This is a genomic window from Mesorhizobium sp. 01N446, assembly GCF_056399285.1.
Window position 1 is genome coordinate 702,119 of the sequence record NZ_JBFTRA010000001.1, and the last position, 26,027, is coordinate 728,145.

26 protein-coding genes are annotated in these 26,027 nt (G+C 64.1%); 6 read left to right on the forward strand and 20 right to left on the reverse strand.

Annotated features, from left to right (window positions below):
- Positions 1-9: 9 nt before the first annotated feature.
- Together AC1DPX_RS03240 and AC1DPX_RS03245 are read left to right on the forward strand one after the other, a co-directional pair.
- On the forward strand, positions 10-693 hold the full coding sequence (locus AC1DPX_RS03240) for an HAD family hydrolase (protein WP_477234530.1): 684 nt from the start codon (positions 10-12) through the stop codon (positions 691-693).
- On the forward strand, positions 690-2,276 hold the full coding sequence (locus AC1DPX_RS03245) for an FGGY-family carbohydrate kinase (protein ID WP_477234532.1): 1,587 nt from the start codon (positions 690-692) through the stop codon (positions 2,274-2,276). Before AC1DPX_RS03240 ends, AC1DPX_RS03245 begins: the two co-directional genes overlap by 4 nt.
- Before the next feature lie 8 nt (positions 2,277-2,284).
- Here AC1DPX_RS03245 and AC1DPX_RS03250 read toward each other — a convergent pair whose 3' ends face one another.
- The 6 genes from AC1DPX_RS03250 to AC1DPX_RS03275 all read right to left on the reverse strand — a co-directional run bounded on the left by AC1DPX_RS03250 (position 2,285) and on the right by AC1DPX_RS03275 (position 8,672).
- A complete protein-coding gene (locus AC1DPX_RS03250; RefSeq protein WP_477234534.1) occupies positions 2,285-3,370 on the reverse strand; it encodes an ABC transporter ATP-binding protein in 1,086 nt (361 codons plus the stop codon).
- A 2-nt stretch (positions 3,371-3,372) separates the two neighbouring features.
- Positions 3,373-4,419 carry an NAD(P)-dependent alcohol dehydrogenase gene (locus AC1DPX_RS03255; protein ID WP_477234536.1) on the reverse strand — a complete coding sequence of 349 codons (1,047 nt, stop codon included), beginning with the start codon at positions 4,417-4,419 and terminating at the stop codon, positions 3,373-3,375.
- Between the two features lie 15 nt (positions 4,420-4,434).
- Positions 4,435-5,247 carry a carbohydrate ABC transporter permease gene (locus AC1DPX_RS03260; RefSeq protein ID WP_477234538.1) on the reverse strand — a complete coding sequence of 271 codons (813 nt, stop codon included), beginning with the start codon at positions 5,245-5,247 and terminating at the stop codon, positions 4,435-4,437.
- Positions 5,244-6,110: a carbohydrate ABC transporter permease gene (locus tag AC1DPX_RS03265; RefSeq protein WP_477234540.1), complete on the reverse strand. Its 867-nt coding sequence runs from the start codon at positions 6,108-6,110 to the stop codon at positions 5,244-5,246. The genes AC1DPX_RS03260 and AC1DPX_RS03265 overlap by 4 nt, the downstream gene beginning before the upstream one ends.
- Before the next feature lie 130 nt (positions 6,111-6,240).
- The gene (locus AC1DPX_RS03270) at positions 6,241-7,515 is read right to left on the reverse strand and encodes an ABC transporter substrate-binding protein (protein WP_477234542.1); all 1,275 of its coding nucleotides are present in this window, start codon (positions 7,513-7,515) and stop codon (positions 6,241-6,243) included.
- A 239-nt stretch (positions 7,516-7,754) separates the two neighbouring features.
- A complete protein-coding gene (locus AC1DPX_RS03275) occupies positions 7,755-8,672 on the reverse strand; it encodes an AraC family transcriptional regulator (RefSeq protein WP_477234544.1) in 918 nt (305 codons plus the stop codon).
- A 254-nt stretch (positions 8,673-8,926) separates the two neighbouring features.
- Between AC1DPX_RS03275 and AC1DPX_RS03280 the strand changes: the two genes are divergently transcribed.
- Positions 8,927-10,330, forward strand: a complete 1,404-nt coding sequence (locus AC1DPX_RS03280; RefSeq protein ID WP_477234546.1) for an MATE family efflux transporter — start codon at positions 8,927-8,929, stop codon at positions 10,328-10,330.
- A gap of 70 nt (positions 10,331-10,400) precedes the next feature.
- On the opposite strand, the gene AC1DPX_RS03285 is transcribed toward AC1DPX_RS03280, so the two are convergent.
- From AC1DPX_RS03285 to AC1DPX_RS03330, 10 genes are all read right to left on the reverse strand, one after another.
- Positions 10,401-10,982, reverse strand: a complete 582-nt coding sequence (locus AC1DPX_RS03285; RefSeq protein ID WP_202356804.1) for a cupin domain-containing protein — start codon at positions 10,980-10,982, stop codon at positions 10,401-10,403.
- A gap of 1 nt (position 10,983) precedes the next feature.
- Positions 10,984-12,240: a cysteine desulfurase-like protein gene (locus tag AC1DPX_RS03290; protein ID WP_477234548.1), complete on the reverse strand. Its 1,257-nt coding sequence runs from the start codon at positions 12,238-12,240 to the stop codon at positions 10,984-10,986.
- Between the two features lie 71 nt (positions 12,241-12,311).
- Positions 12,312-13,070 (reverse strand): cyclase family protein, encoded by a 759-nt coding sequence (locus tag AC1DPX_RS03295; RefSeq protein ID WP_477234550.1) that lies wholly within the window; start codon positions 13,068-13,070, stop codon positions 12,312-12,314.
- 2 nt (positions 13,071-13,072) lie between these two features.
- The gene (locus AC1DPX_RS03300) at positions 13,073-14,251 is read right to left on the reverse strand and encodes an ABC transporter substrate-binding protein (RefSeq protein ID WP_477234552.1); all 1,179 of its coding nucleotides are present in this window, start codon (positions 14,249-14,251) and stop codon (positions 13,073-13,075) included.
- On the reverse strand, positions 14,248-15,297 hold the full coding sequence (locus tag AC1DPX_RS03305) for a branched-chain amino acid ABC transporter permease (protein ID WP_477234554.1): 1,050 nt from the start codon (positions 15,295-15,297) through the stop codon (positions 14,248-14,250). The genes AC1DPX_RS03300 and AC1DPX_RS03305 overlap by 4 nt, the downstream gene beginning before the upstream one ends.
- A complete protein-coding gene (locus tag AC1DPX_RS03310) occupies positions 15,294-16,196 on the reverse strand; it encodes a branched-chain amino acid ABC transporter permease (protein WP_477234556.1) in 903 nt (300 codons plus the stop codon). The genes AC1DPX_RS03305 and AC1DPX_RS03310 overlap by 4 nt, the downstream gene beginning before the upstream one ends.
- Positions 16,193-16,924 carry an ABC transporter ATP-binding protein gene (locus AC1DPX_RS03315; protein WP_244730654.1) on the reverse strand — a complete coding sequence of 244 codons (732 nt, stop codon included), beginning with the start codon at positions 16,922-16,924 and terminating at the stop codon, positions 16,193-16,195. The genes AC1DPX_RS03310 and AC1DPX_RS03315 overlap by 4 nt, the downstream gene beginning before the upstream one ends.
- Entirely contained in the window at positions 16,911-17,690 is a 780-nt protein-coding gene (locus AC1DPX_RS03320) for an ABC transporter ATP-binding protein (RefSeq protein ID WP_477234558.1), read from the reverse strand. Before AC1DPX_RS03320 ends, AC1DPX_RS03315 begins: the two co-directional genes overlap by 14 nt.
- A 169-nt stretch (positions 17,691-17,859) precedes the next feature.
- The gene (locus tag AC1DPX_RS03325; protein ID WP_202359566.1) at positions 17,860-18,018 is read right to left on the reverse strand and encodes a hypothetical protein; all 159 of its coding nucleotides are present in this window, start codon (positions 18,016-18,018) and stop codon (positions 17,860-17,862) included.
- Between the two features lie 46 nt (positions 18,019-18,064).
- On the reverse strand, positions 18,065-18,934 hold the full coding sequence (locus AC1DPX_RS03330; RefSeq protein ID WP_477234560.1) for a dienelactone hydrolase family protein: 870 nt from the start codon (positions 18,932-18,934) through the stop codon (positions 18,065-18,067).
- Positions 18,935-19,098: 164 nt separating this feature from the next.
- Here AC1DPX_RS03330 and AC1DPX_RS03335 point away from each other — a divergent pair, with 164 nt between their 5' ends.
- A complete protein-coding gene (locus AC1DPX_RS03335) occupies positions 19,099-19,983 on the forward strand; it encodes an AraC family transcriptional regulator (RefSeq protein ID WP_477234562.1) in 885 nt (294 codons plus the stop codon).
- A 67-nt stretch (positions 19,984-20,050) separates the two neighbouring features.
- On the opposite strand, the gene AC1DPX_RS03340 is transcribed toward AC1DPX_RS03335, so the two are convergent.
- The 4 genes from AC1DPX_RS03340 to speB all read right to left on the reverse strand — a co-directional run bounded on the left by AC1DPX_RS03340 (position 20,051) and on the right by speB (position 23,310).
- On the reverse strand, positions 20,051-20,698 hold the full coding sequence (locus tag AC1DPX_RS03340) for an amino acid ABC transporter permease (RefSeq protein ID WP_038651269.1): 648 nt from the start codon (positions 20,696-20,698) through the stop codon (positions 20,051-20,053).
- Positions 20,695-21,351, reverse strand: a complete 657-nt coding sequence (locus AC1DPX_RS03345) for an amino acid ABC transporter permease (RefSeq protein WP_202356811.1) — start codon at positions 21,349-21,351, stop codon at positions 20,695-20,697. Before AC1DPX_RS03345 ends, AC1DPX_RS03340 begins: the two co-directional genes overlap by 4 nt.
- A gap of 6 nt (positions 21,352-21,357) precedes the next feature.
- On the reverse strand, positions 21,358-22,167 hold the full coding sequence (locus AC1DPX_RS03350; protein WP_477234564.1) for a transporter substrate-binding domain-containing protein: 810 nt from the start codon (positions 22,165-22,167) through the stop codon (positions 21,358-21,360).
- Positions 22,168-22,248: 81 nt separating this feature from the next.
- A complete protein-coding gene (gene speB / locus AC1DPX_RS03355) occupies positions 22,249-23,310 on the reverse strand; it encodes an agmatinase (protein WP_140889893.1) in 1,062 nt (353 codons plus the stop codon).
- A gap of 209 nt (positions 23,311-23,519) precedes the next feature.
- Here speB and gcvA point away from each other — a divergent pair, with 209 nt between their 5' ends.
- Together gcvA and pncB are read left to right on the forward strand one after the other, a co-directional pair.
- On the forward strand, positions 23,520-24,494 hold the full coding sequence (gene gcvA / locus AC1DPX_RS03360) for a transcriptional regulator GcvA (protein ID WP_202351944.1): 975 nt from the start codon (positions 23,520-23,522) through the stop codon (positions 24,492-24,494).
- 135 nt (positions 24,495-24,629) lie between these two features.
- The gene (pncB, locus tag AC1DPX_RS03365; RefSeq protein WP_477234565.1) at positions 24,630-25,934 is read left to right on the forward strand and encodes a nicotinate phosphoribosyltransferase; all 1,305 of its coding nucleotides are present in this window, start codon (positions 24,630-24,632) and stop codon (positions 25,932-25,934) included.
- Positions 25,935-26,027 lie beyond the last annotated feature (93 nt).

Sequence of the window (26,027 nt, forward strand, 5' to 3'; positions counted from 1 at the left end):
TCAGCCATCATGACGCCTGAACTGGTCATCTTCGACTGCGATGGCGTGCTGGTCGACAGCGAGGCGCTCTCCGTTTCGGCGCTGCTCGGCATGATCGAACTTGCCGGCGGCAGCGTCAGCGAGGATGCCGCCTACGAGCATTTCCTTGGCAAGAGCATGAAAAGCGTGCGCGAGATCCTTGGCCGCGACTTCGGCCTGGAGATCAGCGACCAGCATCTGACCGCCATGCGCGTCGACCTCATGCGCAAGTTCCGTGAGGAGCTGAAACCGATCCCCGGCGTCAAGGAGATGCTGCCGAAGCTCGGCCTGCCATTCTGCGTCGCCTCGTCGGGCACGCTGGAGCGCATCCGCTATGCGCTCGACGTCACCGGACTGCTCGGGCTGATGGAGCCGCATCTGTTCAGCGCCGCCATGGTGGCCAAGGGAAAGCCGGCGCCCGACCTTTTCCTGCATGCCGCCGCCAGCATGCGGGCGCATCCGCGCAAATGCCTCGTCATCGAGGACAGTCCGGCCGGCATCGCGGCGGCACGCGCGGCTGGCATGCGGGTGTTTGCCTTCACCGGCGGCGCGCATGCCGGCAACCCCGCACTGAAAGCGCGGCTTGCGTCGAGTGAACCGGACTTTATATTCGCTGACATGCTGCAATTGCCCGATCTGATTGCAGGCCTGGGAGCGAGAGTTAGAGCATCTTGACGAAACAGTTTGTTTGCGCGGTCGATGTCGGCACCGGGAGCGCTCGCGCGGGCATTCTCGACGCCAGTGGTACCTTGCTTGGCCGTGCCGATAGGCCGATCGCGATGAACCAGCCAAAGCCCGATCACGCCGAGCATGATTCGCGCGATATCTGGGCGGCCGTCTGCGCCGCCGTGCGCGCGGCGCGCGAAAAGGCCGGCGTCGCGGCGCAGGATGTTGTCGGCATCTCGTTTGACGCGACCTGTTCCCTGGTGGTGCGCGACCGGCAGGGCGAACAGCTCAGCGTTTCGACCACCGGCGACAAGCGCTGGGACACTATCGTGTGGCTCGATCACCGTGCCATTGCCGAAGCCGACGAATGCACGGCGAGCGGCCACGAGGTGCTCAACTATATTGGCGGCGTGATGTCGCCGGAGATGGCGACGCCGAAGCTGATGTGGCTGAAGCGCAACTTGGCCAAGAGCTGGAATGAAGCCGGCTATCTATTCGACCTGGCGGATTTCCTGACCTGGCAGGCGACCGGCTCGCTGGCCCGCTCGCAATGCACGCTGACGGCGAAGTGGACTTACCTGGCGCATGAAGACACCGCATGGCAGCGCGATTTCTTCGAAATCGTCGGCCTCGACGATCTCTTCGAGCACGGCAATCTGCCGGAGCGGGCCAGTCCGGTCGGCGCCGACATTGGTCCGCTGACAGCGCAAGCCGCGGCCGAGCTCGGCCTGACGGAGAACTGCCGGGTCGGCGCCGGGGTCATCGACGCCTATGCCGGCGCGCTCGGCGTGCTTGGCGGCTTTGCCGGCGACGAGCAGGATATCGGCCGGCATCTGGCGCTGATTGCCGGCACGTCCTCCTGCGTCATGGCGATGTCGCCCGACCCGCAGCCTTTCGCCGGCGTCTGGGGGCCGTACTATGGCGCGGCGCTGCCGAAGCTGTGGCTGTCGGAAGGCGGCCAGTCGGCCACGGGCGCGCTGCTCGACCACATCATCCGCTGGCACGGCGCCGGCGGCGAGCCGGACGCAGCCATGCATGCCAGGATCGCCCGGCGCGTCGCCGAACTGCGCGCCGTCGAGGGCGAGAACCTCGCTGCACGGCTGCATGTGCTACCGGACTTTCACGGCAACCGTTCGCCGCTCGCCGATCCGCATGCCGTCGGCGTCGTCAGCGGGCTGACACTGGATTCCTCGTTCGACAGCTTGTGTAAGCTCTATTGGCGTACCGCCGTCGGCATCGCGCTCGGCGTGCGCCATGTGCTGGAGGCGCTGAACGAGAACGGCTACCTGATCGACACGCTGCATGTCACCGGAGGCCACACCAAGAACCCGCTGCTGATGGAGCTCTACGCCGACGCCACCGGCTGCACGGTGGTCGAGCCGCTGGCCGACGAGGCTGTGCTGCTCGGCACCGGCATGGTCGCCGCGACCGCCGCCGGGCTTTTCCCCGACCTCAACGCCGCCTGCCTTGCCATGCAGCAGGGTGGCAAGAGGCGCGCCGCCAACAAGGCCGCCGGCGCCCGCTTCGATCGCGACTACCGGATTTTCCTGGAAATGCACCGGCAGCGGCAGGCGCTCGACGCGATCCGCTAAGCTGTTGCCTACTGCCTGCGTAGCGACGCGCCTGACGTTGCGTCGAACAAATGGATGGCCTCTTCCTCGAATGTGTAGCGGACAGGCGCATTCAGCACCGGGCATTCGCGTGCCGGAACCAGCGCACTGATCTCCTTGCCGCCGGAACCGAATGTCACCAGCGCATCATTGCCGTGGAATTCTATGAGATCGGCCGTGCCTTGCAGTATGGCGGCGGCCCCGGCATTGGCCGTCTTCAGGTCCGGCGGCCGGATGCCGAGCACGGCGCGGTCGCCATGCTGCAGGTGGAAATCGCGGCCTTCGATCGAAAGAACCGCACCGGCACCGGTCAGCGTCCAGCCATCCCCTTTCCGGCCAATCGCCACCTCGACAAAATTCATGTTCGGCGTGCCTATGAAACCGGCCACGAACATGTTGGCGGGCCGCAGGTAGATTTCCGCCGGCGCGCCGACCTGCTCGATGACACCCTCTTTGAGCAGCACGATGCGGTCGGCCAGCGTCATCGCCTCCAACTGGTCATGGGTGACGTAGACGGTGGTCGTCTTCAGCGACTGGTGCAGCCGCGCGATCTCGACGCGCATATGGTTGCGCAGCTTGGCATCGAGATTGGAAAGCGGTTCGTCGAACAGGAACACCTTTGGTGTCTTGATCATCGCCCGCGCGATTGCCACGCGCTGCTGCTGGCCGCCGGAAAGCTCGGCCGGCTTGCGGCCGAGATAGGGCTCCAGCCCGAGCGTCCTCGACACCGCTTCGACCCGCTTGCGGATCTCGGCCACGGGCACTTTCTGGCGCCGCAGCCCGAAGGCGATGTTGTCGAAGATCGTCATATGCGGGTAAAGCGCGTAGTTCTGGAACACCATGGCAATGCCGCGGTCGCCCGGATCGAGGTCGTTGACCACCTTGCCGCCGATCGAGACCTCGCCGCCGCTGATGTCCTCCAGCCCCGCCAGCATGCGCAGCAAGGTCGACTTGCCGCAGCCGGACGGGCCGAGGAAGACGACGAATTCGTGTTCCTCTATCGAGAGGTTGAGGTCGCGGATGACCGTGGTGGCGCCATAGGCCTTGTCGACATGGGAGCAAACGATCGCGGACATGATCATCCCTTCTCGCCGGTGAGCAGGATCTGCAGCTTGACGTCTTCCGGATTGCCTTGGGCAGCCCGCTCGAAGGCCTCGATGCTGTCGGCGAAATCATAGGTGCCGGTGATCAGCGGCTTGAGGTCGACCTTGCCGGAGGCGATCAGCTGCAAGGCGCGGTCGAAGATGTTGGCGTAGCGGAACACTGTCTCGATGCGCACCTCCTTCGAGATCGCCGCCGGCACGTTGAGCACCACCGGCTCCACCGGCAGCCCGACCAGGACCACCGCGCCGCCCGGCCGCACGACATCGAACAGATCGGCGAAGGCTTTCGGGCTGCCGCTGGCCTCGCAGACGATGTCGGCGCCCCAATTGTCGGTCGCGGCGGCGACCGCATCGACCAGCGACTGCTCGCCGAGATTGACCGGCACGATGCCGGCATATTGCGCGGCGATCTTGAGCTTGGGCGCGGAGAAATCGGAAATCAGCACTTTCGAGCAGCCACCGGCCAGGGCGGCAAGCGCGATCATGATGCCGATCGGGCCGCAGCCGACGACGACGGCGACATCGCCGGGGACGATGCGGGCACGGCTTGCCGCCTGCATGCCGATGGCGAAGGGCTCGACCATCGCGCCCTCGGCGAAGGAGACATTGTCGGCCAGTTTGTAGGTGAAGGCGGCTGGGTGCACCGCATAGGGCGCCAGCACGCCATGCACCGGCGGCGTCGCCCAGAAACGGACGTCGGGGTCGACATTGTAGATGCCGAGCTTGGTCGCGCGCGACGACAGGTTCGGCACGCCCGGCTCCATGCAGACGCGGTCGCCGACCTTGAACGTTCCGACATTGGCGCCGGTCTCGACGACCGTCCCCGCGGCTTCGTGGCCGAGTACCATGGGTGCGCGCACGACATAGCTGCCGATGGCGCCATGGGTGTAATAGTGCACGTCGCTGCCGCAGACGCCGACCGTATGGATGGCTATCTTGACGTCGTCCGGCCCGACATCGAGCGGCAGCGCGACCTCGCGCAGCGACAGTTCGCCTTTTTTCTCAAGCACCAGTGCCCGCATCGGGAAATCCTCACATCAACTCTTTTTTTGCCGGAAAACGGAATTCAGGAAGCCGCTGAGCACGCCGAGGAACAGCAGCGGCGGTAGGGACAGGAGCACGACCGAGGCGTTGAGAATGCCCCAGGGCACGTTCATGCCTTGCTGGGAGAGTTCGGAGGCGACGATCGGCAAGGTCTTGGCGTTGGAGCTCGACAGCATCAGCGCGATCAGGAATTCGTTCCAGACCAGCACGAAGCTGAAGGCGACCGCTCCTGCCAAAGAGCGCGCCGCGACAGGCAACGCGATGCGCCAGAATACCGAATAGGCGCCGTAGCCGTCGACGAAGGCGGCTTCCTCGATCTCCTTCGGCACGCCTTGGAAGGCAGGGATGGCCAGCCACATGATCACCGAGATGGTGAGCAGCGAATAGGTGATGATCAGTGCCGGCAAAGTGTCGTAGAGGCCGACCTGCAGCCAGATCACCATCAGCGGAATGGCCACCGCCACCGGCGGCAGGAAGCGCAGCGACAGCACGAAGAACTGGATGTCGCCGGCCCAGCGGTTGGGATAGCGCGCCACCGCGTAGGCCGCCGGCAAGCCGAGCACGATGCCGATCAGCACGGCCGAGCCGCAGGCGACGACCGAGTTGTAGAGCCCGGTGAGCACGCTGTCGCGGCCGAGGATATAGCCGATGTTGGCCCATGTCGGCGTGAACACCAGGCGCGGCACGCGGGTGATGATGTCGACATTGTTCTTCAGCGCATTGAGCGCCGTCCACAGCAGCGGGAACACGGCGATGAAGCCGGCAAAAGCCAGTACGATCCTGCCGATCAGGCGACCCGGTCTCATGCCTGCACCCGCTTCCACAGCATGGTGAAGGTGATGACGGTGGCGATCATCATCAGCACGGCCATGGCCGAGGCGTAGGACACCTTGCCGGACTCGATGAAGCCTTGCGAGAAGGCGTACATGTCGAGCGTTTCGGTGGCCACGCCCGGTCCGCCGCGGGTCATCACATAGATCAGGTCGAAGGAACGCAGCGATTCGATCATCTTGACGAACATCAGGCTGATCAATGGCGCCTTCAGCATCGGCAAGGTGACATAAGCGTGGATCTGCCATCGCCGGGCATGGTCGAGGCGCGCCGCCTCGATCGGTTGCGGCGGCAAGGTTTCAAGCAGCTTCAGCACGATGACGGCGAAGAACAGCCCCCATTGCCAGACATCGACCGAAGCGACAGCGAACAAGGCCGTCCCCGGCTTGGACAGCGGGTCGAAGATCAGCCCGCCGGTCAGCAACCGGTACGGGTAGGTGGCGATGCCGTAGAGCGGGTGATAGGCGAACTTCCAGACGAAGGCGGCCGAGACACGCGGCAACAGCACCGGGATGATGAACAGCAGGCAGTAGAGATTGCGCAGGCGTGGGCTGGCGACCTCGAACATCAGCACGCCGAGCCCGATCGCCACCACCATGGTCGCGACAACAGTGACGATCTCCCATTTCACCGACACCCAGACCGCGTTGAGGAAGCGGCGGTCGAGGAACAGGTCGACGAAGTTCGACAGCCAGACCCAGGAATAATCTGAAGTGCTCAGCTCGCGATTCTGCAAGGCGATGACAATGGCGTAGAGCGTCGGCACCATCGACAGCACCAGAAGGATGGCGATGGTCGGAACGACGAAGGTGACAGGGAGCGACGTGCGTCGGGCCATTGGCATCTATCCTCGCTTGCGTCTCGATCGTGTCGGCATGATTTCCTCGTTGGTCAAAAGTCCCGCGGCGCGCAGGTCCCGGCATTGCGGACAATGCCGCGGACCGCGCGCCACGGGCGGGAGGATGGCCCTATTTCTTCTTCGCCAGCTCGTTGGCATAGGCCTCGAGCTCGTTGAGGCCGCCCTTGACGTCGGTGCGGGTGCCGGTGACCAGTTCCTCGAGGATGATGCCCCAGCGGTCGCCGAGATCGGGCCAGCGCGGATCCTGCCAGAAGTTGACCGCCGTGACCTTGCCGGTCTCTGCCAGCGCCTGGCCGAGATCGGCGCCGTAGATGTCGGCGAACTCCTTGCTGGACAGGATGCTGGTGCGGTTCAGTTCGCCGAACTGGTGGGCGTCGAGCCGGCGCTTCTCGTTTTCCTTCGATGTCGCCCAGGCGATGAACAGGCCGGCGCATTTCTTCGAGGCGTCGTCGGCATTGGCCTTTGCCGCGATGGCAAGGCCATGGCCGTAGCCGCCGCCGGGCAGCGGCGAGGGCGGCGGCAGGAAGCCGATCTTGCCGACCACTTGCGAGGTCTTCGGGTCGACCGCCATGCCGGACAGCGGCGTCGATTCGACGAGGATCGCGACCTGGCCCGACAGGAAGGCGCCGGTCGATTCATCCCAGCTGCCGGTCTGCGTGCCAGGTGCCGAATCCTTGAACAGCTTGAGGTACGTCTCGGTCGCCTTGACGGCGGCGTCCGAGTTGAAGACCGGCTTGTCGCCGTCGAACCACTGGCCGCCATAGGCCTTGAAGAAAGGCATCCAGCGCCAGACATTGGCGCCGGAGCCGCGTGCTCCGCGCAGCGCGATGCCATACATGCCCTTGTCCGGATTGGTCAGCTTCGGCACGTCGGCGATCAGCTCGTCCAGCGTCTTGGGCGGCTGGATGCCGGCGGCCTCGAGCACGTCCTTGCGGTAGACCATCAGGTCGCCGCCGCCGGTCAGCGGCGCGAACCAGACCTTGCCATCAAAGGTGGCGACCTTCTGGCGGCCGGGGTCGAAGTCGGCATAGTCATAGTCAGCCGGATAATAATCGGTCAGCGGCACGATCCATTTCGACGAGGCGAACAGAGCGACATTGGCTTCGTCGACATAGTAGACGTTGTAATTGCCGACGGTGGACGCATCGGCGCGCGATTTTGCCCGGCGGTCGTTCTCGTTGAGATAATCGATCTGGAAGCCGGCGCCGGCGAGCTTCTCGAACTCGGCCTTTGAGTCCTCCAGAAGCGTCAGGCCGTCGCGCGGCTGCGCCAGCACCTTGACCGGGGCCGAACAGACCGGCGCCTGCGCCAGCGCGATGGTTGATACGGTAGTGGAAAGCATGAAAGCTGCGCCCAAGCTCGCAGCGAGCCGAATTGGTTTCATTGATTTTCTCCTCCAGGAACACTCGCAGGAAGCGGAAGTCCTCGGGTTCTGCGATCCTCACCATCGCCCGAGCGACATGCCACCCATCGCCAAAATGCGGCGTTCAATCGGGGCTTGCTAGAAGCCCCGTTGCAGCAAACCTGTACTTTTATGCATTGTGCAGCGCAAAACTCAGCACCCTGCAACGAAGTCCGTCACACGAGTATCGATCTCAGCCGAACTGTCGATTCAGGGCGTACTTATGCGCGCATCGTCAGCCGCTGCCGCGACAGCTTGCGATAGGAGGATGGCGTCATCTTGTGCTTGCGCAGGAAGGCGCGGTTGAAGTTTGAGATGTTCATGTAGCCGACCTGGAAACAGATATCGGTGATCGCGATATCGGTGTCGGCGAGCAGCTTGCAGGCCTGCCAGAGCCGGAGCTTGGCAACATGGTCGCTGAACGAGTTGCCGGTGTTCTTCTGGAAGAAGCGCGAGAATGTGCTCTCGCTCATTCCGGCGCGTTCGGCAACGTCGGGCAGCTTCAGATCCTCGGCGAAATGCTGGAACAGATAGGTCAGGGTTCGCTGGATGATGTCGAGCGAGGCGGCGTCGAGGACCGGCGAAAAGTCAGGCGACGACAAGAGTTCGTATTCGTCGGTCCTGGCCAGGAGGTCGACCAGTTCGAGGAACAGGCAGAGGCGGGCGAGCCCGTGCACGCTTCCCATCCGCTCCATCAGTGCGGCGCCCTCCAGTGCGGTGCGGCCGTGAAAGACCATGCCGCGCAGCGACCGCTCGAGGAACGGCTCCAGTTCGCGCAGTTCCGGCAACAGGCCCGCCGAGCCACGCAGCCTCTGCGCATCGAATTGCAGAACGATGTCGCGGCCTTCGATCAGCTCGCCCGGCTGCACCGCGGTCACCCAGTCATGCGGCAGGCCGCCGCCGACGATGGTCAGGTAGCCCGGCCCGAATTCGCCGATGTGATCGCCGACCAGAACCACGCCGGAGGATTTCCGCAGCAGATGGATCTCGTATTCCGGATGGAAGTTCCAGACATTGCGCTCCCAGGGATAGTCGTCCAGCCGCCACAGGAAGCTGTCGCTGGCCTCGGTGACGATATGTTCGAAGGCCGGCGCCGTGCGCGGAATCGCGGCCGTGTTTTTTCGCTGTCTGAACGCCATCCATTCCTCCCGGCGGGTTCGCTGGCTGCCGGTCCTCCAAGGCAATCCGTAACAGCCAGCAGCCTGCAAGGGAACGAGGCAACGGCGACCCCGGAACGGCGCTGGCTCAATCGCTGCCCGCTCCTCCTCCCTTGCCTTCATGTCGCATTTCGTTCAATAGACGGCGCAAACGCCGCGAAACCGAAGGTTTTGCCGTTTGTCATGCGGCTTCCGGCTTTTTTTGCCGACGTGCCGCGCCTGGAAAGAGCGGAACAATGTCTGCGATCGAAGCCGGCGCTCGCGCGCCGGAAAATCTTTGGCGTCAGGAAATCAGGGCGACGCTGGCGCTGGCCTGGCCGATGGTGCTGACCAATCTCGGCCAGACCGCGATGACGGCCACCGACGTGATGATGATGGGCAGGCTCGGGCCGGACACGCTGGCCAGCGGCGCGCTTGGTGCCAACCTCTATTTCATGCCGCTGATCTTCGGCCTCGGCCTGATGCTGGCGACCTCGCCGATGATCGCGACCGAGCTTGGCCGCCGCCGCCATTCGGTGCGCGATCTGCGTCGCACCGTGCGCCAGGGCCTGTGGCTGGCGATCCTCATCTCGATCCCGATCTGGATCGTGCTTTGGCACGGCGAGGCGATTCTGCTGGCCATGGGCCAGGAGCCCGCGCTGGCACACCAGGCCGGCATCTACCTGCGCTGGCTGGAATGGGCGGTGCTGCCCTTCTACGGCTATATCGTGCTGCGCTCGTTCATCTCGGCGCTGGAGCGGCCGGGCTGGGCACTGATCATCGTCTTCGTCGCCGTCGCCTGCAACGCCGTCTTCAACTGGGTATTCATGTTCGGCAATCTCGGCTTTCCGGCCATGGGCATTGCCGGCTCGGGCCTCGCCACCTCGCTGTCCAGCACGCTGATGTTCATCGGCATGGCTGTCGTGGTGATGCTGGAGAAGATGTTCCGGCGCTACCGCCTGTTTGGCCGCTTCTGGCGGTCCGACTGGCCGCGCTTCAAGGGGCTGCTGCGGCTCGGCCTGCCGATCGCCGGCATCCTCGCTTTCGAAGTGACGATCTTCAACGCGGCAGCGCTGCTGATGGGCCTGATCGACGCGGATTCGCTGGCCGCGCATGCCATCGCCATCCAGATCGCCTCGATCTCCTTCATGGTGCCGCTCGGCCTCAACCAGGCGGTGACGGTGCGCGTCGGGCTCGCCCATGGCGCCGGCAATCCGGAAGGCGTGTCGCGCGCCGGCTGGACCGCCTTCGTCATCGGCGTCTCGTTCATGGCGTTGATGGGGCTGGTGATGGTGCTGTGGCCGCATCTGCTGATCAGCGCCTTCATCGATCTCGCCAACCCGGCCAATGCCCGGGTGATCGCGCTTGCCGTCTCGTTCCTGGTGTTTGCAGCCCTTTTCCAGGTCTTCGACGGCGCGCAGGCGGTCGCCGCCGGCATGCTGCGCGGCCTGCACGACACCAAGGTGCCGATGATCTATGCCGCGATCGGCTATTGGGGCGTCGGCCTGCCACTCGGCGTGCTGCTCGCCTTCCATTTCGGCTTCCACGGCGTCGGCATCTGGATCGGCCTGTCGACGGGGCTGGCCGTGGTGGCGGCGCTGCTCCTGACGCGCTGGCTGCGCCGCGACCGGATCGTGCCGTCAGGCGCGTTCGGACATTGAACCGGACGGGTGCCAAGGCGGCTGGCGGCCAACGCTCCCCCGAAATGCCTTTGCGCCGCGATGGATGCGGTCAGAATGTCGGCGGCGTGTTGACCCAGAGGATACGGGCGGTGATCGAACCGACATTGCGGTAGCCATGGCCGAGTTCGGAGTTGAAATAGAACGCGTCGCCCGCCTCGAGCGCCACCACGTTCGACTCGACCAGCAACTCGACGGAACCTTCGAGCATGTAGCCGAATTCCTGTCCCTTATGGCTGATCAACTCGGGGCTGCCGCCACCGGCCTCGATCACATGGACGTTGATCTGCAGCAGATATTCCGGACCGGATGGTACCAGTTGCTCGAGCACGACATGGTTGCCCGAACGCCGATGTCCCGTCTCCATGTGCGGACGCTCGTTTTTCCGCAACACGAACACTTCCGAGGCATTGTGCTGCAGCGTGCCGAACATCGCGTTCATGTTGATGCCCAGCGCCTGCACAAGCCGGTGCAGGGCCGCCATCGAGGGCGTCGCCAGGTCGTTCTCAATCTTCGACAGATAACCTTCCGTCAGGCCGATGCGGGCGCCGAGTTCCTCCAGACTGAGGCCAAGCACCTGTCTGGCGTGGCGCAGCTTGACGCCGATCCTCGGGGTTTCGTTTCGGTCGCGCATGTCAAGTCCGCATCTTTATCCAGTCCGCCAGCTTCGCCAACAGGAAATCGACTTCCGCCTCGGTGTTATAGTGGGCGAGCCCGATGCGCACGACGCCGTTCCGGTCCGCGAGCCCCAGGCGCCTGATCGGCTCCAAACCGTAATTATGGCCGTGCCAAAGATAGATGCCTTCCTTTGCCATCGCCTTTGCGATGTCGGCGGGGTCGGTCCCTTCGACGGTGATCGACACGGTCGGCACCCGGCGCGCCTGCGCCGCCACATCGGTTATACCCTGAATGACGACGCCATCGATTCTGGACAGTCCGGCAATCAGCCGCGCCGTCAGGACGCGCTCATAACGATCGGCGACTTCAATGCCGGCGACGATCCGCTCACGCCGCGTCGCCTGCGGGTGGATATTGCCAAAGGACTGTCCGAGCCAGGCATAGTGCTCGACCGCGCCAAGCACCCCGGCAAGCGCCTCGCGGCTTGTCGTCCCCGTCTCGAATTTCCCAGGAGGCGTGTTCGAAGCCGCACGCACCTTATAGGCGGTCAGCGCCTGCAGCAGATCGAACCGGCCCCATAACACGCCGTGGTGCGGTCCAAAAAATTTGTAGGCCGAGCAAACCAGGAAATCACAGCCAATCGCCTGGACGTCGATCACCCCATGCGGCGCGAACTGCACCGCATCGACATAGCTTAGCGCCCCGACCGCGCGTGCGCGCTGCGCGATCCGCTTCACGTCGTTGATCGTGCCGGTAACGTTGCTGGCATAGCCGACGGCGACGAGCCTGACCTTCTCGTCGACAGTCGCCTCCAGCGACGACAAGTCGAGTTCGAAGGTTTTTGGGTCAAGATCGATCCAGCGCACTTCAAGCCCGCGGTCCTGCGCAAGCATCAGCCAGGGCGCGACGTTGGCGTCATGATCCATGCGCGTCAAAACGATGGCGTCGCCGGCGTTCAGATCGCGGCCGATGGCGCGCGACACGGCGAAAGTCAGAGTCGTCATATTTTGGCCGAACACCACCTCACGCCGGTCGGCGGCGTTGAAGAAGTCGGCCATCGCCTGATGCGCGTCGTCGACCATGGCCTGGGCCGCGAGCGAGGTTTCGAAATAGCCGCCAAGATTGGCGTTGTTCTCGATCATGGCACGCGTCATACGTTCTATCGATCGGCCCGCCATCTGGGTCCCCGCGGGATTGTCGAAGAAAATCCGCTTCGTCGGTGCGGCATCGCTCGCCATCGCCGGAAAAGCATCGCGGACTGTGTTTATATCCATGTCTGAATTTCCGTGTCCTGATGATCGTTGCGCGGCGGTCCCAAGGCCGCCGCCAGCCGCGGTTCAGGCGTTCAGCCGGCCGCTTCGTGGATGGCGACGGCGCGAGCCGGGAAGCCGGATCCGGCCGTCGGCTTCGGCCAGGTTGCCATTATCAACGCGCCGGCCTCTGGCACCTTGTCGAGATTGGCCAAGAGCTCGATCTGCCAGCAGTCGCGGGACAGCACATAATACTCCAGGCTTGCATCGCCTGCCGACGTGGCGAGGCCGGGGTCGGTGTCCATGCCCTCGTGCCCGATGGCGGTGACACCGCGGCGTTCCAAAAGTTCCTCCAGCACCGGCTTCGACCAGCCCGGCGCATGCGAGATACCGTCGGCCGACTTGTTCTGAAACTTCACGGGGTCCGGCCAGCGCGGCCACCACCCGGTGCGAAGCGCGACAAAACACTTTTCGGGGATCCGGCCGTTCCTGGCCTCCCAGGCGGAAATATCGTCCAGCGTCGGCGTCGCGTCGGGATCGGCGGCGACCCTGTCGCTGATGTCGAGGATGACCAGCGGCAGAAGCATCTCCGACACCGGCAGTTGGTCGATCGAGCGGCCGCCGTCGATAAAGTGCACCGGCGGGTCGACATGCGTGCCCCATTGCCCGACGAAGGCGTAGTGGTGGACCTGGAAGGCGTCGCCCTTCGAATAATCGAGCAAGGCGCTGCGCTGCTCATCCGGAAAGGCCGGGAAATGCGGCTGGCCCGGACGAAAGCCATGTGTCAGGTCGGTGAAGGTCGCGGCTGACAGCCGCGACCGGTAGATGTCCCAAAGCGAACCCGGAATCGACAAGATCACGGCTCCGCGACGAAGGTCGGCGCCGCTTCGCTTGCCAAGACAAGCTTGCCGTCCTTGACACCAATGACCGATACCGACTTGTCCGGCACCGAAATGCCCGGACGGTAGGTGATCGTGCCGGTCACGCCATCGAGCCCGGACGTGGCGGCAAGCGCGTCGCGGATCTTGGCCGGATCCGGCGCGCCGGCGCGCTTGATCGCATCGGCCATCAGCTTGACCGAGTCGTAGCCGAGCGCCGCGAAGGCGTTCTCCGGGGCATTGCCGACCGACTTGGTGTAGGCGTCGATGAAGGCCTGCACTTTCGGGGCGGCGCCCTCACCGATATAGGCGTGGGTTGTGAAGTAGGTATCCTTGGCCGCGTCGCCGCCGACCTGGATCAGCAACGGCGTGTCGTAGCCGTCGCCGCCGACCACCGGCAGATTGATGCCGGCCTGGCGCATCTGCTTCAGGATCAGGCCGATTTCCTCGGCATTCGACGAGGCATAGACGAAGTCAGGCTGAGGCGACAGCGCCTTCAGCTTGGCAATCTGGGCGGTAAAAGTCTTGTCGCCGATCTTGTAGGTGTCGCGCTCCAAAATCCTACCCCCGCCATGCTCGTAGGCGGCGACGAAATAGTCCGACAGCAGCGTTGTGTACTCGGTGCCGATGTCGGTCAGTAGGTAGGCGGTCTTGCCGTTCAGCTTGTTCAGCGCAAACTCCGCGCCGACCGCGGCCTGAACATTGTCGCCGAAAGCGGCGAGGAAGATTTCGTTGCCGAGCTGGCCCGGCAATTTCGGAGAGGTCGCGCCGGGCGTGATGAATGGTATCTGCGCCTTCTGGACCTGCGGTCCGATGGCCAGCACCGAGTCGGAATCGGCGAAGCCGATGATGCCGACGACCTTGTCGCTGTCGATCAACTGGCTGGCGACGGTCGAGATCGTCGTCGAATCGCTCTTGGAGTCGTAGATCACCAGTTCTATCTGCTGGCCGAGCACGCCGCCGGAGGCGTTGATTTCGCTCGCTGCCAGTTTGGCGCCGTTCAGCATGGGACCATCGAGTGAGGCCTGGATGCCGGTCAGGTTTGCCGGATAGCCGATCTTGATCGTGTCGGCAGCAAGTGCCGTGCTGGCCGAGGCGAGCGCGAAGAATGCGCCCAGTCCCAGGCCGATGGTGCCGCGTCGAGTGAGTTTGATCATCGTTTTCGTTCCTCTGTCTGGTTCACCGTTGCCGATCCTTGGGTTAACCCGAACGTGAACTCCCGGTCCCCCATGATCCCCTTCGGCCGGAAGATCATCACTAGAATGAAGATGAAGCCGAGTACGATCTGGCTGGCGCCAAACAGGGCCGGCACCGCGAAATCGCCGATCGTGAAGCCGCGTTCGACCGTGCGCAGGACCTCCGACAACAGCGAAACGCAGACGACGCCAACCACAGCGCCGGTCAGCGAGCCCATGCCGCCCAGCACCAACATGGTGATCAGGCTCATCGTCAGCGCGAAGTAAAAGGTGTTTGGCGAAAACGAGCCGAGATAATGCGCGTAGAGCGACCCGCCGACCCCTGAGAAGAACGCGCCGGTGACGAAGGCAATCAGTCTGGTCCGCAGCACGCCGATTCCGACAGCGCTGGCTGCGATGGTGTCGTCGCGCACCGCCTTCATGGCGCGCCCAAAAGGCGAGTAAACCAGGCGCGCCAGCACGAACAGCGTGATGGCGAGCCAGCCCATCACCCAGGGCAGCGTCGTCTCCAGCGGCACACCGGTGAACGTGCGGGCGCCTCGGGTGAAATCCGACGCATTGATCAGCACCACGTTGACGATGATCAGGAATCCCATCGTCGCCACCGAAACGAAATAGCCTGACAGACGCATCAAGGGATAACCGACGACCACCGCAAGCAGCGCCGTCAAAAGACCCGCCACCAGCGTCGCCGGCAGGAAGGGAAGGCTGAAGGCATGCAGAAACGCAGGCAGATGCGGCAGCAACGCCATTTTTTGCTGCACCGGGATCGACAGGATCCCGGAAATATACGCGCCGGCGCCAATGAATCCGACATGGCCGAGCGAAAACACGCCCGTAAAACCGTTGCTCAGCGACAGTGCCAGCACCAGGATCGCATTCAGCGCGATCAGCAGGATAATCCGGACGAAATAGTCGCTCAGCACATGCGGCGCACCGAAAGCGACGGCCGCACCCGCCACCAGGGCGACGAGGACGAGGAGTGTAATCCGCGCTTCCCGGCTCACAGCTTGATCTCCCGGTTTGGCTGGAGCAGTCCGCCCGGGCGAACCAGTAGAAAGGCGATCAGCACGGCGAAAACGATTGCATCGCGATAGGACGAGACGGCGCTCGGCAGGAATGCGACTATGAAGATCTCCAGCGCGCCCAATATGTAACCGCCGACCAGGGCGCCCGCGATCGACCCGAAGCCGCCGATGATCGCCGCCACGAAAGCCTTCAGGAGCGGTGTGAAGCCCATCTGCGGCTGCACCACGCCGGCCTGAGCCGCCCACAGAATGCCGGCGAGGCCCGCATAGGCGGATGCGACGATGAAGGCGACGACGATCAGCCGGTTGACGTTCAGTCCGACAAGTTGTGCCGCCGACATGTCCTCCGCCGCGGCGCGCATGCCGAGCCCAGTCGTGGTGCGCGTGATGAACCAGCCGAGGAGCAGCAGCGACACGAAGGTCAGCGCGATGGTCAGGAGATTGATGCTTGTGAAGGTGATGGCGCCGTTCGACACTTCCCAGGAGGTGTTGAGAATATCGGGGAGTGGAAAATTGCGCGGCGAGGAGGTGAACACCAGGATGCCGACGTTCTCGATGATGTAGGTGACGGCGAGGCTTGTCAGCAGTCGCGCGACGTCGGGTGCGTCGCGGATCGGACGATAGGCGATACGTTCGATGAGGAAGCCCGTGACGGCGGCCGCCGCGATGCCGCAGATCACGGCGACCGGGAACGGAACGCCGATTCCCGCCAGCAGCGCTACCCCGAATGCGCCCACCATCATCACGTCGCCATGCGCGAAATTGGTCAGCTTGAGGACGCCGAAGACGATCGACAGACCGACCGCCACGAGTGCGTAGAGGCTGCCGAGGCTCACCGCGTTGACGATCTGCTGAAGGATATAGTCCAGCTGGGTCATGTTGCCGCCCCAAGATATGCCTGCGCCACGCGCTCGCTGTCGCGCAGTTCCGCGGACGGGCCCGACAGCGCCACCTGACCGGTGCGCAGCACATAGGCGCGGTCGGCGAGGTCCAGGGCGAGCGTGATGTTCTGTTCCACCAATAGCATCGTCATGCCCTGGCGCTTGAGTTCGGCAAGCGCGCTGAAGATGTGGCGCACCAGCAGCGGCGCAACGCCGAGCGAAGGCTCATCGAGCAGCAGCAGGCGCGGCGCCGCCATCAGCGCACGCGCCAGAGCAAGCTGCTGCTGTTCGCCGCCCGACAGCGTGCCGGCCAGCTGCTTCAGCCTTTGCTTGAGAATCGGGAACAGCATGAACATGCGCTCGCTGTCTCTGGCGATGGCCTCCTTGTCGGTGCGGGTGCAGGCGCCAAGCCGCAGATTGTCGGCCACCGTCAGTCCGCCGAAGAGGCGCCTGCCCTCCGGACTCTGCGCGATGCCCAGAGATACGATCTGCGACGGAGCGATACCTCCAATCGACTTGCCATCGAAGATGATCTTGCCGCCACGCGGCCGCGACAGACCGGAAATGGTGCGCAAGGTCGTGCTCTTGCCGGCGCCGTTGGCTCCCACCAGTGCCACCACCTCGCCGGCACGGACGTCGAGCGAAATGCCCTTCAGCGCGCGCACCGCGCCGAAATTGACCTCGAGGTTCTCTACGCTGAGCAGGACAGGGTTAGGCGTGGCCAAGATACGCCTCCCGCACTTTCGGGTGTTCGCGTACCTGCTCCGGCGTTCCGACGCAGATCACCTCGCCAGTCGCCAGCACCTGGATGCGTTCACACAGCGTCATGATCAGGTCCATGTCGTGCTCGACAACGACCACAGTTACGTCGTAGCGGTCTCGGATCGTCCGGATCAGCGCCGCCAACAGCTTGGTCTCGTTGGAATCAAGCCCGGCTGCGGGCTCGTCGAGCAGCAACAGCTGCGGGCCGGTCGCCAGCGCACGCGCAATCTCCAGCCGCCGCTGATCGCCGTAAGGAAGATCCGCGGCAATCCTGCCGGCCTGCTCCGTCAGGCCCATCAGGTCGAGGAGTTCGTCGGACTTCTGCCGCGTCGCGGCCACCCGCTCGCGATAGCGCCGGCCGCGCAGCACGGTATCGGCGAAGCCGACAGGATGGCGCAGCTGCGCCGCCGTCAGCACGTTCTGTGCGACACTGAGGCTGCCGAACAGGCGAGAACCCTGGAAGGTGCGGGCGATGCCCATCGCGACGATCTGCGACGTGCGCAAGCCGACGATCGAGCGGCCCTTCATCTCGATGCTACCGGAATTCGGCTGAGAGAAGCCGGTGATCAGGTTGAAAAGCGTGCTCTTGCCCGAGCCATTCGGGCCGATGACGCCGACGATTTCACCTTTGTGGAGCTCGAGGGAATGATCTCGCAGGGCAACCAGCCCTCTAAAGGCCTTTGTCAGCCCAACCGTCTTCAACAGCACTCGGCTCGACTGTCTATCCACGCGCAGGTTAACCCCGTCCGGCCCGGTCGAGCAGCGAATGGACAATTCGCACGACGATATGTCAAGCCCTATTCCTAGCAGGAAAGCTCTATGCCTACCCCGGCCGTTGCGTTGCTGCTGCCGACTGGATCCTGGCCGATGATTTCCAGTTTAAGTCGCGTCGAGCTGGTCAGTGCGGCATATGCGCGGCTCGGCAGGCGGCGCGCCGTTCGAGCCGGCGGGCGTATTGCGTCAGCGGAGGCACATGGCGACGAAGATCCGCGCCACCAGCCCAATAGACCTTGAACGGCTCGAAGGTCGCATTGAGCGCGGAGGCTGGCGCCGCCATTGAACCGCGCGCCCGCCGCTGCCTAAAATCCGGTCTGACAACGCGGCTACTGCTTCAGCACAACGAGGAAATCGGGGACGTCCTTGAGCGCTGCCGCACGGGCTGCCGGGTTCAATCCGGCATGGGCGACGCCGTCGCCATTGGCCGTGTAGGCCAGTCCATGCAGCTCGTGCAGCGTCTGCGCCTCATTGTCGAAGTCATGATAGGCGCCGGGATAGAGGATGAGCTTCACGCTGTCGGGGTTGGCGTCCGCCAGCGCCTTGCACGGCTTGGCCGGTGTCCAGTCATCCGCGTCGCCCATTACAATCAGCAGCGGCACACGGGTCGCCCAATCGCCTTTTTCGGCCGGAGCCGTGCAGCCCGGGTAGAAAGCGACCGCCGCGCGGAAGTCCGGCGTACCGGCCTTCGGCTTGTCCTTCGGCCGAACCGTGTAGAGGACCGTCGAGCCGCCGTTCGACCAGCCGAGCACAGCGATGGCGTCGGGCTTCACATAGGGCAGCGTCTGCAGATAGCGGCGGGCGGCGTTGGCGTCCTCCACGCGCTCGCGATAGGGTTCGACGTCCCGGTCGCCGTTCTTGCATTGCGGGCCTAGACCGCGCGAGCCGAAACTGTCCGGAAAGATCACGACATAGCCGAGAGCGGCCAGGCGCTGGCCCCAATCGGCATGGCGCGGGCTGAGTTCCGTCTTGTTCTTGCTGCTCCACAGGCCGCTGCAGCCATGCATGGCCACGATTGCCGGAAACGGCCCCTGCGCCTGCGGCCTGAACAGCATTGCATCCAGTGTCGCCGGCTCATTCTTGCCGTCAGCCGGAATGCGGATGAGATCGGGGGCCTGGTCGGCGGCCGCGGCCGGCTGTGCCAGCCAAAGGGCGAACAGGCCCGCGAGAGCGGCACAATGTTTCGCCTGTATCGCCAAAGCGCCCTCCCTGCCGAAAAGCCGTTATGCTCACAGTGAGGCTCAGGCCGGCTTACCGCAAATCACGGTTGCGTGGCGAAGGGACGGCCAGGCCAAAGCGCAAGATCGGTCGAGCGCGACATGTCTGGGAGCGCCTATCTGGTGGTGCCACGGAGGAAGAGACGTTGAAGGCGGCGCTTGAAAACTACCATGCCCGGATGCGCCGGGTGCTGGACCACATAGACCAGCATCTTGATGGCGATCTCGATCTGGAGTCATTGAGCGGCGTCGCGGCGTTCTCGAAATTCCATTTCCACCGGCAGTTCACGTCAACCTTCGGGGTTTCCGTGCATCGCTATGTCCAGCTCGCCCGATTGAAGCGCGCTTCGTACAAGCTTGCCGCGAGCGACGCCCAAAGCGTCACCGATATAGCGATGGATGCCGGTTACGACGCACCGGATGCCTTCGCCCGCGCCTTTCGGCAACGGTTCGGACAGTCGCCTTCGTCGTTTCGGAAATCTCCCGACTGGGGGGCGTGGCTCATGGCCTTCGGGCCTTTCGAAAAAGCAAGGAACACGCTCATGCAGATAATCTTCGAACACGACGACGTGACGATCCGCGATGTGCCGCCCACACCGGTGGCGATCATGGAGCATCGCGGTGACCGGGCGACACTTCAGGACACCATCCAGCGGTTCATCGCCTGGCGCAAGGCGGCGGGCCTGTCGCCCGAGACAAGCCCGACCTTCAATGTCTTCCGTTCCGAACGGGAGCCCGCGATCCCTGCCGACTACAGCATGGACATTTGTGCCGGGACCGATCAGCCGGTCGATGAAAGTGACGGGCAGATGAAGGCCGGCGTGATTCCAGGCGGACGCTGCGCGGTGCTGCGTTACCCCGGCAACACCAACAATCTCGAGCCCGCCGCGCTCTACCTTTATCGTGAATGGCTTCCGGCCAGCGGCGAGGAAGTGCGCGACTTTCCGGTCTATTGCCAACGACACCTGTCCCTCGTTGCGGACGGGCCGGTACACGAAGTGGTCGTTGAGCTCTTCCTGCCCCTGAAATAGCGCTTGGGATACGGCTTGTCCCTTCCGACCGCGGGAACGGACCGGCCGGTTGTCTACTCCATCTCGGCTAGCGGGCCGCCGCGCGCTTTTCGAGCGAACGGGCATATTGCGTCAGCGGGAAGCACATGAGGAAGAAGATCAGCGCCACCAGCCCGTAGACCTTGAACGGTTCGAAGGTGGCGTTGTTGATGGCGTTGGAGGTTCGCACCAGTTCCTCGAAGCCGATGATCGAGGTCAACGCCGTCGACTTGATCAGCTGCACCAGGAAGCCGACCGTCGGCGCGCGGGTGATCGAGAAGGCCTGTGGCAGGATGATCAGCCTGAGCTCCTGCAGATAGTGCAGGCCGAGGCTGGCGCCGGCGTCCCATTGGCCGCGCGGCAAGGCATCGACGCCGGAGCGCCAGATCTCGGCGAGATAGGCACTGGCGAAGAAGGTGAGGCCGAGCACCGCCGCGGTCCAGGGCTCGATGCGGAGCCCGAGCATCGGCAGGCCGAAGAACATCAGGAACAGCTGCATCAGCAGCGGCGTTCCCTGGAACAGGGCGATGTAGCCGGAGGCAAGGCGACGGCTCCATTTGTGCTTGGAGATCCGGAAGAACAGCACCGCCATGCCGACCAGCGCGCCGCCGACAAAAGCCGCCAGCGACAACAGCACCGTCCAGCGCGTGGCCAGCAAGAGGTTGCGCACGATGTCCCAGAAGGTGAACTCGATCATGACACGCCAGCCCCAAGCGCGCGGCGCCCGCCAGTGACCAGAAGCCGGCGCAAGGCCATCGACAGTGCGAGATAGACCAGCGTCACGACGAAATAGGTCTCGAAGGAGCGGAAGGTGCGCGCCTGGAGCATGTCGGCCTCATAGGTCAGCTCGCGCACCGCGATCTGCGAGACCACGGCCGATTCCAGCATCATGATGACGATCTGGCTGGTGAGCGCCGGGTAGATGATCTTGAGCGCCTGCGGCAGCACGATCTTGACGAATACCTGGCGGGGCCTCAAGCCCAGCGCCAGGGCGGCTTCCGTCTGGCCGCCCGGCACGGCGTCAAGCCCGGCGCCGACGATCTCGATCGTGTAGGCCGCCATGTTGAGCGTCATGGCCAGCATGGCGGCCAGGATCGGGTCGAGCCGGATGCCGAGGCTGGGCAGGCCGAAGAAGATGAAGAACAGCTGCACCAGGAACGGCGTGTTGCGCATCACCTCGACATACCAGCCGATGGCATGGCGCAGCGGCACGGGGCCGTTGCGCCGTCCCGCGGCGCCCAGGATGCTGAGCAGCGTGCCGGCCAGCGTGGTCACGACGATCAGCAGGATCGTCGTGGCCGCGCCGTGCGCGATGTCGCCCAAGGCACCCGGGAGCCAGGCAAAGGCCACGGGAACTCAATCCTTGAGGTTGTCGGGATTGAGCGGCGTCTTCAGCCAGGCCTTCGAGCTTTCGTCCAGCTTGCCGTCGGCCAGCATCTTGGCGATCGCGTCGTTGACCGCCTTCTTCAAGCCGTCCTCGTTCTTGTTGAGGCCGATATGCGAGGGCGAGGTCAGCAGCTGGAATTTCTGCTCCGGCTTCAGCGCATCCTGCTTGGCCAGCACCTGGGCGCCGACATCGTTGCCGACGACCATCAGCTGGGTCTGGCCGGAGATGAAGGCCTGGATGACCGAATTGTAGTTGTCGAAGCGCTTGATGTCGGCCGAGGCAGGCGCCGCCTCGGTCAGCGAGGTGTCCTCGAGCGTGCCGCGGTTGACGGCGATCGACTTGTCGGCAAGGTCTTCCTTGCCTTTGACCGACATCGCTGCCGGCCCGATCACCGCGATGTAGTAGGGCGCGTAGGCGGCGGCGAAGTCGATGACCTGCTCGCGCTCCTTCGAGTAGCCGACGCTCATCAGAATGTCGACGCGATGGTCGTTGAGATAGGGGATGCGGTTCTGGCCGGTCACGGCGACCGGATTGAGCTTCACTTTGAGCGTGTCGGCGATGTATTGCGCGACATCCATGTCATAGCCCTTGAGGCTCATATCGGCGCTGGCCGAGGAGAAGGGCGGGAAGTCGGCGAAGACGCCGACATTGATGGTGCCGGCCTTGGTGATGTCGGCCAGCGCGTCGGCATTGGCCGCCTGGGTGGCGATGCCGAAGCCGGCGGCGCCGAGCACCAGGACGGCAGCGAAGGATGATTTCAGAGTCGAATGGATTGTCATTTTTATTCCCCTTTCTGGAAGCTTTTGATTGTTTGAGGCGGCTGCCGGCTCCAGCGCGGCGGCCGCCTTTCGTTTCAGCTGTCAGGCGCCCTTGCCCGTGATGGCCGGGCTGAACACCATCAGGCTCAGGATTTCGAACAGCACCTGCGCGCCGGCATGCGCCGTGTTGGTGGTGGCGTCATACTGCGGCGCCACCTCGACGACGTCGCCGCCGACGATGTTGAGGCCCTTGAGGCCGCGCAGCAGCTCAAGCACTTCGCGCGTCGTCAGCCCGCCGACTTCCGGCGTGCCGGTGCCCGGCGCGAAGGCCGGATCGACGCTGTCTATGTCGAAGGAGACGTAGGTCGGGCCGTCGCCGACGATCTTGCGCGCCTTCTCGATGATGGCCGGGATGCCGAGACCGGTCACCTCCTCGGCGTGGACCACGGTCATCCCGGACTCGTAGGTGAACTCCCAGAGGTATTCGGCCGAGCCGCGAATGCCGATCTGGATGGTGCGCGTCGGGTCGAGCACGCCGTCCAGCACCGCGTTGCGGAACGGTCCGCCGTGGTGGAACTTGGTCATGTCGAACAGGCCGCTGGTGTCGCAATGGGCGTCGATGTGGATGAGGCCGACCGGCGCCTTCTTGCCGACGGCCTTCAGGATCGGATGGCTGATCGAATGGTCGCCGCCGACAGACAGCGGAAGCACGCCTGCATCGACGATCTGGTTGGTGCGGCGCTCGATGTCCTCATGGCTGGTCTCCAGCCGGTAGCGGCTGCGGAACGGCGTGTCGCCGATATCGGCGACGCGAAGCTCATGCGTCGGCGCGCATTCCAGCACGTGATTGTAGGGGCCGATGCGCTCGATGGCGCGCAGCGCCCTCGGCCCGAAGCGCGAGCCCGGCCGGTTGGTGACGCCCAGGTCCATCGGCACGCCGATGATCGCCACCTGCAAATCGCCGAAATCCGGATTTTCGGCCGCGATTTCGCGGTACGGCGCGGCGAGGAAGGTGGGGATGCCGGAATAGGGCGCAAGCCTGGTGCCGCTCTTGGAAAAGATCTTGTCGGCGACCTTGCGGAATTTCGGGTCGAACATCTCGCCGCCATGGCTCTCGCCATATTTGCGACGCAACGCGTCGAGCTTGCCGCGATCGTAACCCATATCCGTCCTCCTCGATTGATGCCGCCAGCCCACCGTTGACGTTTGGCGAACCGACCGTCATCCGGCCGGGTCGCGGTCCCGCTGGCTGCCTGCAGATTTCAAGTCTTGATGCTATTTTCTACCGAAGTGTCCGGCAGCCGCATTGAAAAATCAATTGATATTGTTAGGGTGTTTCCTGTGAGAAAATCTCACAACGAAGCCGGGCATCCATGGTCAAGCGCCTGCCACCCCTGAACCCGCTGCGCGCCTTCGAGGCAACGGCGCGCCATGGCTCGCTGACCAAGGCGGCGAGTGAGCTGAATGTCACGCATGGCGCCGTCAGCCACCAGATCAAGGCGCTGGAGCAGTCGCTCGGGGTCAAGCTGTTCGAGCGCGTCGGCCAGCGGGTCAGGCTGACGCCGCATGGCGCGGAGCTGTTGCCTGCGGTATCGACCGCCTTCGACGGCATCGCCGCCGCTACCCAGCGGCTGACCCGGCCGGCCAGCAGCGGCGCGCTGTCGGTGTCCTGTGTGCCGGCGCTGCTGCTTTTGTGGATGACGCCGAGGCTCGGCAGCTTCACCGCGCAATATCCCGATATCCAGCTGACGCTCATCCCCTCCAACGACCCCAAGGATATCCGCGCGCCGCATATCGACGTCTGCGTGCACTATGGCGATGGCAGCTGGGCCGATTGCTGGATGCGCAAATGGTCGGGGCTGGAGCTTTTTCCCGTGGTCAGCCCGACCTTGATCAACAATCGGCCAATCCGCAGCGTCAGGGACCTTGCCGACCATGTCTTCCTGCATGGCGACGATGGTCGCGAATGGCATACCTGGCTGGCGGCGGCCGATGCGCTGGACCTCGAGCGCGGCCGCCGCCATCATCTGGGTGACGCGCGCATGGCGACGGAGGCCGCGGTGCACGGCCATGGCGTGGCGCTCGGCGATTCCGTAACGGCAAGCGCGCTGCTGGCCAGGGGCATGCTGGTCGCGCCGTTCAGCCTTTCGGTGCCGGCGGTCGACGATTTCTACGTCGTCTGCCGCAATGAAATGCGCACGACGCCGATCGTGCAGGTGTTCATCGACTGGCTGTTCGCGGAGAAGGCCGGGGATGACGGACGCGCCGACGCGCCGGTCGCCGGCCGCATCATCAGCCGCCGCAAGCGCCCGCAACTCAAGGTCATTGGCGCGAAGACCGCGGGCTGAGGCTGGCCACCCCTGGCCGTGCGCAGGCCGTTCTTTTTGTCGGGCCAGCCTGAAAGCGGGCAGCGTTCCGGCCAATTCGATGCTATGAGGCCTGTCGCGATTGTGGACAGCAGGCAGCGAAGGCGGTGTTGAAACATGGCTAAGACCGATATTGCTCGGCGTGTCTACAACCACACCTGGAAGCTCGATCCGATCGTGCGCAGCCTGCTCGACACGGATTTCTACAAGCTTTTGATGCTGCAGATGATCTGGGGCATGTACCCCAAGGTCGACGCCACCTTTTCGCTGATCAACCGCACCACTTCGGTGCGGCTTGCCGAAGAGATCGATGAAGGCGAACTGCGCGAGCAGCTCGACCATGCCCGCACCTTGCGCTTCTCCAAGAAGGAGATGATCTGGCTCGGCGGCAACAATTTCTATGGCCGCAAGCAGATCTTCGAGCCGGAATTCCTCGCCTGGCTGGAAGGCTTCCGGCTGCCCGACTACGAACTGTCGAAGCGCGACGGCCAGTATGAGCTCTCCTTCAGCGGCCCGTGGATGTACACCACGCTGTGGGAAATCCCGGCGCTCGCCATCATCAACGAACTCAGATCCCGCGCCGCCATGCGGGCCTTCGGCCCCTTCGCGCTCGATGTGCTCTATGCCCGCGCCAAGGCCAAGATGTGGGCAAAGACCGAGCGGCTGAAGGCGCTGCCGGGCATCCGCATTTCCGATTTCGGCACACGCCGGCGCCATTCCTTCCTGTGGCAGCGCTGGTGCGTCGAGGCGCTGAAGGAAGGCATAGGCGAGGCCTTCACCGGCACCTCCAACGTGCTGCTGGCCATGGACAATGACCTCGAAGCACTCGGCACCAATGCGCATGAACTGCCGATGGTGTTTGCGGCCCTGGCCAATTCGGAGAAGGAGCTGAAACAGGCTCCCTACAAGGTGTTGCAGGACTGGCAGCGCTATTATGGCGGCAACCTCTTGATCGTGCTGCCCGATGCGTTCGGCACAGCCTCGTTCCTGCGCGATGCGCCGGACTGGGTCGCCGACTGGACGGGCTTCCGCCCCGACAGCGCACCGCCCATCGAGGGCGGCGAAAAGATCCTGTCCTGGTGGCGCGAGAAGGGCAAGGATCCCAAGCAGAAGCTGCTGATCTTCTCCGACGGGCTCGAGGTCGAAACGATCGAGGAGACCTACCGCCACTTCAAGGGCAAGGTGCGCATGTCCTTCGGCTGGGGCACCAATCTCACCAACGATTTCGAAGGCTGCGCGCCGATCGAAACCAACAGCCTCGACGCCATATCGCTGGTCTGCAAGGTCACCGAGGCCAATGGCAGGCCGGCGGTGAAGCTCTCCGACAATCCCGCCAAGGCGACGGGAGATGAGAAAGAGATCCAGCGGTATCTCAGGATTTTTGGCGAGAAGGACCGCGTGGAGCAACTGGTCAAGGTGTGAGGCTCCTTTCCTCTCCCTCCGGAGGGGGAGAGGTGGCGCCGCGAAGCGGCGACGGAGTGGGGGAACCACTTGGCAGTTGCCGCAACGGACATA